Origin of the sequence: Amycolatopsis sp. NPDC051903 (assembly GCF_044452505.1) — a bacterium.
Taxonomy (GTDB): Bacteria; Actinomycetota; Actinomycetes; order Mycobacteriales; family Pseudonocardiaceae; genus Amycolatopsis.
Genome location: NZ_JBITBT010000011.1, coordinates 233701 through 243570, shown reverse-complemented (window position 1 = coordinate 243570; position 9870 = coordinate 233701). Strand labels below are relative to the sequence as shown.

Annotated in this window: 7 protein-coding genes; 5 read left to right on the top strand and 2 right to left on the bottom strand. The window is 65.6% G+C overall.

The window, feature by feature from the left end; all coding sequences use genetic code 11:
* The first annotated feature begins 417 nt into the window (after positions 1 to 417).
* Positions 418 to 891: a nitroreductase/quinone reductase family protein gene (locus ACIA77_RS24515; RefSeq protein ID WP_395888289.1), complete on the top strand. Its 474-nt coding sequence runs from the start codon at positions 418 to 420 to the stop codon at positions 889 to 891.
* A gap of 249 nt (positions 892 to 1140) precedes the next feature.
* Here ACIA77_RS24515 and ACIA77_RS24510 read toward each other — a convergent pair whose 3' ends face one another.
* Positions 1141 to 1965, bottom strand: a complete 825-nt coding sequence (locus ACIA77_RS24510) for an SDR family NAD(P)-dependent oxidoreductase (protein ID WP_395888288.1) — start codon at positions 1963 to 1965, stop codon at positions 1141 to 1143.
* A gap of 897 nt (positions 1966 to 2862) precedes the next feature.
* A complete protein-coding gene (locus ACIA77_RS24505) occupies positions 2863 to 4119 on the bottom strand; it encodes a thiolase family protein (protein ID WP_395888287.1) in 1257 nt (418 codons plus the stop codon).
* Positions 4120 to 4358: 239 nt separating this feature from the next.
* Here ACIA77_RS24505 and ACIA77_RS24500 point away from each other — a divergent pair, with 239 nt between their 5' ends.
* The 4 genes from ACIA77_RS24500 to ACIA77_RS24485 all read left to right on the top strand — a co-directional run bounded on the left by ACIA77_RS24500 (position 4359) and on the right by ACIA77_RS24485 (position 9822).
* A complete protein-coding gene (locus tag ACIA77_RS24500; RefSeq protein WP_395888286.1) occupies positions 4359 to 5039 on the top strand; it encodes an RraA family protein in 681 nt (226 codons plus the stop codon).
* A 1027-nt stretch (positions 5040 to 6066) separates the two neighbouring features.
* Positions 6067 to 6882 carry a DUF1684 domain-containing protein gene (locus tag ACIA77_RS24495; protein ID WP_395888285.1) on the top strand — a complete coding sequence of 272 codons (816 nt, stop codon included), beginning with the start codon at positions 6067 to 6069 and terminating at the stop codon, positions 6880 to 6882.
* A 131-nt stretch (positions 6883 to 7013) separates the two neighbouring features.
* On the top strand, positions 7014 to 7739 hold the full coding sequence (locus tag ACIA77_RS24490; protein WP_395888284.1) for an alpha/beta fold hydrolase: 726 nt from the start codon (positions 7014 to 7016) through the stop codon (positions 7737 to 7739).
* A gap of 685 nt (positions 7740 to 8424) precedes the next feature.
* Complete coding sequence (locus ACIA77_RS24485; RefSeq protein ID WP_395888283.1) at positions 8425 to 9822, top strand: FAD-dependent oxidoreductase; 1398 nt, start codon at positions 8425 to 8427, stop codon at positions 9820 to 9822.
* Positions 9823 to 9870: the final 48 nt, after the last annotated feature.

The following is a 9870-nucleotide window of genomic DNA, read 5'->3' as shown; positions in this document are numbered from 1 at the left end:
GATCCATTCCGAACGCGATGCCGAGATCACCTGCACAACTACATGATCAACGATCAGCGCGACCGAGCTCAAACCGGGTTACGAGACATCACTTAGCCCGCGAGCGTTCGGGGCACGAAAAGCTTTCGCGGCTCGACGGGCGTCGCCGGCCCCTTGAGAATGGGATCGGTTTCGGCTACGTGAAGAATACTTGAGGGACTGGTCTCGAGGATGATCCACGCAAAATGGCGATTGTTCGGGGTGCATCCCGTGCCTTTGAGGAGCGTTGCCCTTCTGGGCAGCCAGGTGTAATCGAATGGGCAGTGTCTCGGGGGTTGACTTGTTGTACCGTCGCTACGGTAGGGGTGGCGGCGGAAGTCGGACCTTCCCGGAGAGCGTTCGGGTTCATGCAGTGTGCGTCGGAATGGGATGTTAGTCATGGCTGAGGCAATTGAAGTATCCGAACTCAACCGTCAGGTGATCGACAGGTTTCGGGTCAACTCGGGCGTTGTCAGGGGTTCCGTCGCGGTCAAATTTGAAGGAGGAAAAGTTGTTCTAGACTTCGAGAACTCGAACCTTGCTCTTGTTCATCACGTCGGGGCGAAGTCGGGTAGAAGGTACATCACTCCGGTTGAGTGCCTGGAAACCGGCGGCAGGATCTTCATCTTTGCCAGCTTCGGCGGTAGTGAAAAAAATCCATCATGGTATTACAATTTGCGTGCCCACCCGGATATCGAGATTGAGCTCGGCGAAGAAAAGTTCGCGGCCGTGGCGACCGAGATAACCGGAAAAGAGCGCGATGATATCTACGACGAACAGGTGGTCAGGATGCCGGTTTTCGGCGACTATCAGCGTCGGACCGAACGCTTGATCCCCGTCATTGAAATCTTGCGCTCGGACGATTCGTTGTGAAATGCTCCTGCCCGGTCTGCGGACCGGGCAGGAGCATTGTTCACGCGAAGCGATAGTAGCCAGCGCCGCGATCGGAGCGCCGCGCGCGGCGAACTCGATGATCCTTCGCTGCACCCGTCCTATGGGCTTCGGTCGACGCGTTGCTCGGCGACGGCTGATAGTCCGTCAGCAGGCGATCGTGCCGCCGGTCTCCGACGGTAGTGATCGAGGCGTGCTTTCGCTGTCGATCGCTACCGCCCGTGGCAGCTTTCAGGTGGACTGTCCTTCCGCCTCCACTGCAAGATCGGACCATTCTTTCCAGGTCGCCACGCGATCGGCATAGATGGCCTGGGCGCCGTTCAGCGCGTATTCGCCGAAGACGACACGAAGCGGCGGATTCTCGGCGTCCACGATCTTGAGCAGCGCGGGACCCACAGCGGCCGGATCGCCGGCCTTGACGTCGCCGATCGCGTTGAAGAACGCCTCGCGGACGCCGTCGTAGGCTGCCATCGGCGCCGAGTGCACGGCGGAGGGGCCGGCGAAGTCGGTGGCGTAAAGAGCCGGCTCGACGATGGTCACCTTGATGCCGAAGCCGCTCACCTCCTGGGCCAGTGAGTCGGACAGCGCTTCGGAGGCCCACTTGGACGCCGAGTACCCGCCCATCATCACGAACGCGGCGACGCCGTTGAGGCTCGAGATCTGGATGACGTGGCCGGAGCCCTGCTTCCGGAGGTGGGGCAGGACTGCTTGGTCGACCCACAGGGATCCGAAGACGTTGGTCTCGATCTGCGCCCTGAGGTCCGCTTCGCTCAGCTCTTCGACCATACCGTGAAGGCCGTAGCCGGCATTGTTGACCACGACGTCCAGGCGCCCGAAGGTGGCGACAGCTTTGTCGACCGCGTCGCCCACGGCGGCTTTGTCAGTGACATCCAATGCCAAAGGCATAACGGAGGAACCATAGGTGCGCTCGAGATCGCCGAGGGCGTTGAGGTCCCGGGCGGTCGCGACCACCTGATCACCGCGGGCCAGGGCCGACTCGGCAAAAACGCGGCCGAACCCGCGCGAGGTCCCGGTGATGAACCAAACCTTACTCATTTCCGACTCCCACATCGTGTCCTGGGGACCTCCGCTGGTGGGGATGGCGTCGATGCGGTGTTCTCATTTTGAATCGAACTTCATCGGCTTGCGTGCCGCCCATCCTTTTGCGTAGGTTTGGGTCTAAAATAACACTGACCAGGCGCTGTTTTTGCCGATGCTGGTTTGTTTGAACAAAAGGGTGAAGATCCTGACCTGGCCGCGTTCGCGCAGGCCCACTGCAGCCCAAGGCCGGAGAGCTCCAGGAGCCCGGGCTCGAGCTGACGGTCCAAGACGACAAGCGAGCTGGCTCGGGTCGAGACTGGGTGGTCCTCGGATGCGATGGTGCCGGCCACGGATCATGCTGCGACGGGGAACGCACGCCCCGCGCAAGGAGGATCGGACGGATGCCGTGCCGCAGCACGAACCACGGCGGCGTGGAAGGCCCGATCAGGGTGTTGGGCCGGCCGCGGCGCGGTGGGTTGCCGCTGCGCACCGAGACTTCGGGTGTTACGCAGCGGGGCCAGCTCGATCGACGCGGGTTCGCACCCGAAACCGGGTGGGCGAGGACGTGAGTTCCCGATCACGGCAACCTTCCGCTGAAAGGGACGAGATCTATGCCGCTTCTCCAGCCCGGGGACCTGTTCCCCGATCTGTCGATGACCACTGTGGACGGTACGGTCCACGAGCTGCCTGAACGCGGGTGAACGGCTGTCGAGGTGGAGCAGGCTGAACGCGTGGGCTGCGTCTTGGACTTCCCACGCGCTCAGCCCGTTCGGTCACCTCACTTTCGGGCACCTGGCGATCGCGGTACTCCCGGTGGATCAACGGGATTGGCGAAACCGATCGGGCGCCCTTCATCTGCTGGGACCGACGACTGGCCGCCGGCGATGACGGGCGCGGTGGCGCCGGCCCACCTCACCGGCGGCGTTGGGGCGAAAACTGTGCATTCTCCAGAAGCAGCGCGACGCCCTGGCCGGAGCCGGCGCACACACCGAGGAGGCCGTAGCGGGCGTTGCGTTCCCGCAGTTCGGTGGCGAGCGTCAAAACGTAGCGTGTGCCCGACGAGCCGAACGGGTGCCCGATGGCCACCGCGCCGCCGTTGGGGTTGAGCTTCTCGTCCGGCACCGTGAAACCACCGAGTTGATTCGGCAACTCCCGGAGAACTCCCAGCGCCTGAGCTGCGAATGCCTCGTGGACCTCCCAGACGTCGACGTCCTCCGGAGTCACGCCCGCCCGGTTGAGAGCCTTGGCCATCGCCCAGGCCGGAGCGATTCCCATGTACAACGGGTCAAGCGCGTGAGTCGCGGATGCCACAACGCGCGCGAGCGGGTCGAGATCGAGCTCCTTCACGGCCGCACCGGATGCGATGACGACAGCGCTCGCACCATCGGAAAGAGGGCTGGAGTTGCCCGCGGTCATTTGGGTGGTCTGCGGCTGCGCGGGCAGGGCGGCCAACTGGTCGAGGGTCGTGTCGGTTCTGATCATCTCGTCGTGCGAGAAGACGGACGCTGGTTTCTTGCGTGTGGCCGGGATCTCCACCGGGTGGATCTCTTTCGCGAGCCGGCCGGAGTCACGCGCCGCCGCGGCGTGGCGGTGGGACCGCAGGGCGAACGCGTCGATCTCTTCGCGCGTCAAGCCGTATTTGTCGGCGACGTTCTGTGCCGTCTCGATCATGGATATGTAGGCGTTTCGGGCGAGCAGTGCGGGGTGTGGTGGTCCGCCGGAGCCCGACCACATGGTGTCGAGCATGAACTGCGGTCCGCGCGGAGCGAAGGGTGCGTCGGCCTTCATGAAGGCCCAGCCGGAGTGCGACATGGATTCCGCGCCGGCCGCGAGAGCGACATCCAGCTCGCCGCAGCGAACAGCGTGCGCCAGTGAGATCGCCCCGGACAGGGACGAGGCGCAGTACCGGTTGAGGGTCGCCGCGGGCACGCTGTCGGGAAACCCCGCCGCGAGAGCTGCCCACCGCCCGAGATCACCCATCCCCTCGTGGGCGGTGTTGACGCAGCCGGCGGTGATGTCCTCGACTCGGTCGAGGGGGACAGCCAGCCGATCGCAGGCCGCCAGCATGGTGCTGCCGAGTAGGTCGTCCAGCCGCAGATGCGACAGCGATCCGGCGTATTTCCCGACCGGCGTACGCACGCCTCCGGCGATATAGGCTTCGATGCTCACCGGCGCAAAGCTACCTCCACGGGACTGCTTGGTCCATAGACACCAACGGGTGCTGTTGGTGGAGTCGTTCTGTCTGCGACGGCGCGAACCGCGGCTTCGGGGACACTCAGCGGACCGCCGTGCTTGCGGTTGATGTCGTTGCCTCCGGGTGAGACTCCTGCAACACTGCCTGGAGGTAGCGCCCTCCGCGCTGGCGCGACAACCGATGCCCCCTCGGGACGAACTGTCATGGAGCGCTGATGACGACTTCACACGGCACACCCACACTCAGTGCGGTGCAAGGGATCGCCTGCGCTTCCTTCGTCGACGCGCTCGGCCATTTCTACGACCACCGAGTCCACATCCTGGACCTGGTGAGCCCCACGCCGACCAGGCCGCTGTTCGGCCCCGCGGCCACGATCGAATTCTTGCCGTACCGCCAAGATCGGGAAGAAGTGAACGCGGCCGGGTTCGCGAGCTGGTTTTATCGGGCTGTCGGCGACGAGCCCGCAGGCAAGGTCCTCGTGATGTCCAGCGGAGGACACCCTGGCGTCTCGCACGGTGGTGGCACCAAGCTGTCACGTGCCCACAACAACGGTCTCGCCGGCCTGCTGACCGACGGCCGCCTGCGCGACTTCGGCCAGCTCGCCGACTACAGCTTCTCGACTTGGTGCGGCGGCGAGGCCACCCGGTGGGGCGGCGACGTCGTGACTCCGGCGGCCGCGAACGTTCCGGTCGAGATCGGCGGAGTCTGCGTCCTGCCGGGAGATTACCTCTACGCCGACAGCGCGGGGGCCGTCGTCATTCCGGCAGCCCGAGTGTGGGAGGTCATCGCCGAGGCACGGAAAATCGAACGCGAAGAGGATGGGGCACTGGTCGGGATCCGTGAAGAAGACCCGGTTTCACTGCGCTCGACGCAGTCGACCCACGACGAGCGATGATCGGACGGCGGCCCCCGAGCGGGACACGCGTTCAAGGCCTGCGTGGAACCGGCCCAGTGTCGCTCGTCGAGAGCTGCAGCTGCACCGGCCCCAGCCCGCCGTCGCGGTGACTGTGTCGGACGCGCGTCGCGCGGAGCGGGCTGACGCGCTCACGTTGACCGTCGGCGGAGAGAGCCGATTACGCCTGATTCCACGCGCGGTGATCGGAACCGTGAAGTGGTGCGAGGTCGGGGAAATTTGCGCAGCGTGAGGCGCAGCTGAGGCGGATTCGCTTCCCAGGGCGATGCTTCCTGACCCGAGAACGGCCGGAGCAACAGCGGTGTAGGTCGAAGTGCAGGATCACGGCTCTTCCGGCGAACCGGCGGTGCGGATGGAATGCCTTGGTGGGTGGCCCGGACCCTTCGTTTTGTTGGCGGCCAGAGCTCGCTCTGACAACGCTGGATCGGCGAGCGTGTCCGGGGTGCCGCAGCAGGTAGGCCACGTCGCGGAGAGCTGTCGCGATCTCCCCGTCGAGGAGGGAAGCGGTCATGATCTGGCACGTGGCCCAGCGTTGCCGACGGACGTCATCGGGGACGTCACGGCCGTTGACGGCGTCGAGTCTCGCGGTGTCGTCCCCCGCGTGATCGGTCAGGGCCCGTGCGGCCAGCAAGCCGGCCACGCTCCCGCCGAGCACGCAGGCGGTGTCGATGAAAGCTGGACCGTTCTCAGCCGGCCGGGCGCGGACCAGACGTTCGAAAACGTCGATCGGCGACTCGTTCACTGCGGCACTCCCTCGGGTAGTCTTGCCCACCATTCTTCCGAACCGATTGGCCGCGGCGAACGGATCTTCGTGTCAAGCTCTTGACACTTCTGGGTCACCTCGAGGTGATCATGACCGCATCGAGTGAGCGTCGGCTGGTGCTCAGCTCGGCCCGCGGTCAGGTTATTTCCGGAATATTACGTCAATGTCTTCGGTGGAATTGCCCTCGTGCGCTCGCGTTGCAAATGGCGGTGGTGGTCTTCTCCGACTACGCAAGAGGTGAATCAGATGAGCATCGACGTGAACTCGCACCCGGGCGCCGACCGGTTCGTCGCAGAATGGCAGGAGTGGAAGGCGGCTCGTGAGCGCGGTCTGGCCGAACCGTTCGGCTGGCTGGCGCTGGTGTCGCTCGAGTGGCTTGGCGAAACGCCGCGCCGCCATGGAGACCTGCCCGGCCTCTGGTGGCAGGACGCGGATGCCGCCTATCTCGACCCGGCGGGCGCCGACCTCAGTCACAACGGGGCTCCGGTCACCGAGGTGACGCGGTTCGCGCTGGTGAACAGCGGCGATGGGACTCGCGTACTCGGCGGTGGGATCGAGATCGAGGTCGCCCGACGATCCGGCTACCTGATCCGGGTGCACGATCCGAAGGCCACCCCGCGGGTCGAGTTTCGCGGTGTGCCCTCTTATGAGCCAGACCGGGACTGGGTCTTGACCGGGGAGTTCGAGCCGTTCGACGAACCGAAACCGACGCAGGTCGGCGCCGTCGTGGAGGGGCTCGGCCACGTCTACGTCGCGCCAGGCATTGTGCGCTTCAGGCACGCGGGAGTCGAGTACACGTTGACCGCCTTCAACGGCAAGAAGTCCGGGTTGGAGATCCTGTTCTCCGACGAGACCAGCGGTGTCACGACGTACGCGGCCGTCCGAGGGTTGCTTGTGGCCGAGCCGGATGCGGACGGAACGGTGATCCTGGACTTCAACCGGGCCATCAACCTGCCCTGCGGGTTCACCGATTTCGCCACCTGCCCGCTGCCGCCGGCCGGTAACCACCTGCCGTTCGCGGTGATCGCGGGGGAACAGACCCCTTACGAGCGCCGGAACTGAAAGTCATTCAGCCCAAGTTATGACGTGCACACCATAACTTGTTCAGAACGAACTAGTGCGCAAATAGATCGTGCACGTCAAGTTTGTGTCGAGCACGTCGACGAACCACGCTATCCTGATGAGGAAACACCATGACTCTCGCAGCACCCAAGCCCACCATCGTGCTCCTGCACGGCGCATTCGAAGACGCGTCGATCTGGAACCGAGTGATTCAGCGGCTTCAGAGCGACGGCTACCCGGTCATCGCCCCCGCCAACCCACTGCAGGGCGTGTCGATCGACGCGGCCTACCTTCGCAGCGTGCTGGACAGGATCGAGGGACCTGTGATTCTGGCGGCGCACTCCTACGGTGGGGCTGTGATCACCGAGGCCGGCGCGGACCCCAAGGTCAAGGCCCTTGTCTACGCTGCGGCGGTGATGCCTGCGGCCGGCGAGGCCGCGGAGCAGTTGATCGACAGGTTCCCCGGCAGTTCGTTTCCCACGTCCACCGAGCCGGTCACGTTCACCCTGCCCGACGGAACCAGCGGCACGTACCTCCTTTACCAGGCCGACAAGTTCCACAGCCAGGTCGCCGCCGACGTGCCCGCGAGCGAGGCCGCCTTGATGCTGGCCACACAGCGAGCCATGGGCGTGGCGGCGCTGACGGAGAAGCTGACGACCGCGGCCTGGACGACCAAGCCGAGCTATCAGGTGAGTACCCTGCAGGACCTCGCAATTCCTCTGGCCGAACAGCGGTTCGAGGCCGAGCGTGCCGGCGCCCACGTCACCGAAGTGGACTCTTCACACGCCGTTACCGTCTCTCGCCCGGACGTCGTGGCCGACGTGATCGAACAGGCCGCGCGCGCAATCACGGACTGACAGCGGCCTGCTGTCGAGGTTCGGCCGAGTCGGCGGGCGGGCGGGACTTGGGGTCCCGCCTGCGCGCCTGACCAGGTCCTTCTCGCTCCACACTCGCTCAGCCACAGGCCTCCTTTGATCAGGAGCCCAGACTGTCAACCACCTCCGTCAGTTCTGGACCGAACAGGTCGGGCCGCAGCATCTGCGTGCTCATCGCATCGAAACGGCCGGAGGACCTGCCACTACCGCGCGCGCAGTGTGCGGTAGTGGACGTCGACCTACGGCAGTTGGGTGGTGGTCGTCGGCGTTCCACAGTGGAACTTGAGCGTGAACTTCCCTTCGCGACACAGGCGGTTTCGGTGGGCCGTGCTCAGGCAGCTCCCGGCGCTGGTCCTGCGCCCACCTGATCGAGTCTGCCCCGCTTCACGGTGAAGGCGGCTTACCGTCGGATTGTCTGCGGACGCGCCCGCAAGCATTGCGGCCCATGCTGGTGAGGCTTCCGGATTGAACCAGCCAGAACGATCCGGCCGGCACCCTGCTCGATGTTTGTCGGCTGCGCTGGGAGGCAACAGCGTGCTCAGTGAGTGACTCGAGAGCAGGTCCCTGGGGTGGCGGCTCGGGGGTTCCTGGATGCGACCGGCGTCCCGATCGAGGGATTCTCCCCCCCGCATCGTGTCGTCCGAACTCGCGCGCAGAGGGCCGAATCATGGAAACCGTTGAACATTCTCTCCACGCTGACCTCCTGGTCGTCGGCTTCGGCAAGGGCGGGAAGGTCACCGCCGGAACCATGGCCCGGCTTGGCAAGCGAGTTGTCGTCACCGAGCAGTCGGCGGAGATGTACGGCGGCACCTGCCCCAACGTCGGGTGCGTGCCGACGAAGGCACTGGTGCACCGGTCCCGGAAGCGCCGCCCGACCGATGACCCACAGGAGTGGTACGAGCGCGCGGTCAGCGAAGTGCACGACATCACGTCACTGTTCAACAAGGGAAACTTCGACGGGCTCGATAGCCTGGACACGGCCACCGTGCTGACCGGGCACACGGAGTTCATCGGCCCGCACACCGTGCGGGTGAGCACGGCCGACGGGCCGGTCACCGTCGAGGCCGAGCACATCCTCATCAACACCGGCTCCAAGCCGGTCATCCCTGACGTTCCAGGTCTCCGCGACAGCGCGTACCTCGTCACGAGCACCGACCTCATCCACCGCACCCAGCTGCCGAAGCGACTGGCCGTTGTCGGCGGCGGCTACCTGGGCATCGAGTTCGCTGCCATCTACCGGCAGTTCGGCTCCGAGGTCACGCTGTTCGAGTCCACCTCGCGCATCCTCGACCACCTCGACGACGACGTGCAGGGGGTGGCCGAAAAGATCCTGGTCGACGAGGGCATCGAGATCGTCACCGGTGCGAACGTGACGGCGGTCGAGGACCTTGCGGACGGGGCGGAAGTGCAGTTCATGCACGACGGACGGGAGCGCACGCTGGTCGTCGACGCCGTGCTCGCCGCGGCGGGTCGCCGGCCGGCCACCGAGGGCCTCGGCCTCGCGGCGGCAGGTGTGCACGTGACCGACCGGGGCGCGGTGGAGGTGGACGAGTACCTGCGCACGAGCCAGCCGCACATCTTCGCCCTCGGTGACGTGAACGGCGGACCGCAGTTCACCTACGTCTCGCTCGACGACAGCCGCATCGTGCTCGACCAGCTGCGCGGCGAGGGCAAGCGCGCCACGACCGACCGGGTCGCCGTGCCGCGGACGCTGTTCATGACGCCACCGCTGGCGATGGTCGGGCTCACCGAGCGCGAAGCGCGCGAAGCCGGCTACCGGATCAAGGTCTCGAGCCAGCCGGTCGAGGAGATCATCGCGATGCCGCGCGCCTACGTGGTGGACGAGACGCGCGGCGTGATGAAGTTCGTGATCGACCTGGACACCGACGAGATCCTCGGTGCCGCACTGCTGAGCGTCGACGCACAGGAACTGATCAACGTCGTGACCCAGGCGATGCGCCACGGCATCAAGGCCGAGCAGCTCGGGGAAGCGATCTACACGCACCCGTCGTCGACGGAAGCCTTCAACGACGTCATCGCCGCTGTGGTGCGCAGCGACGCCTGATCCACCACCCCCCCCAACTCCCGAACAGCCCCACCGGGCGGGTTCGGG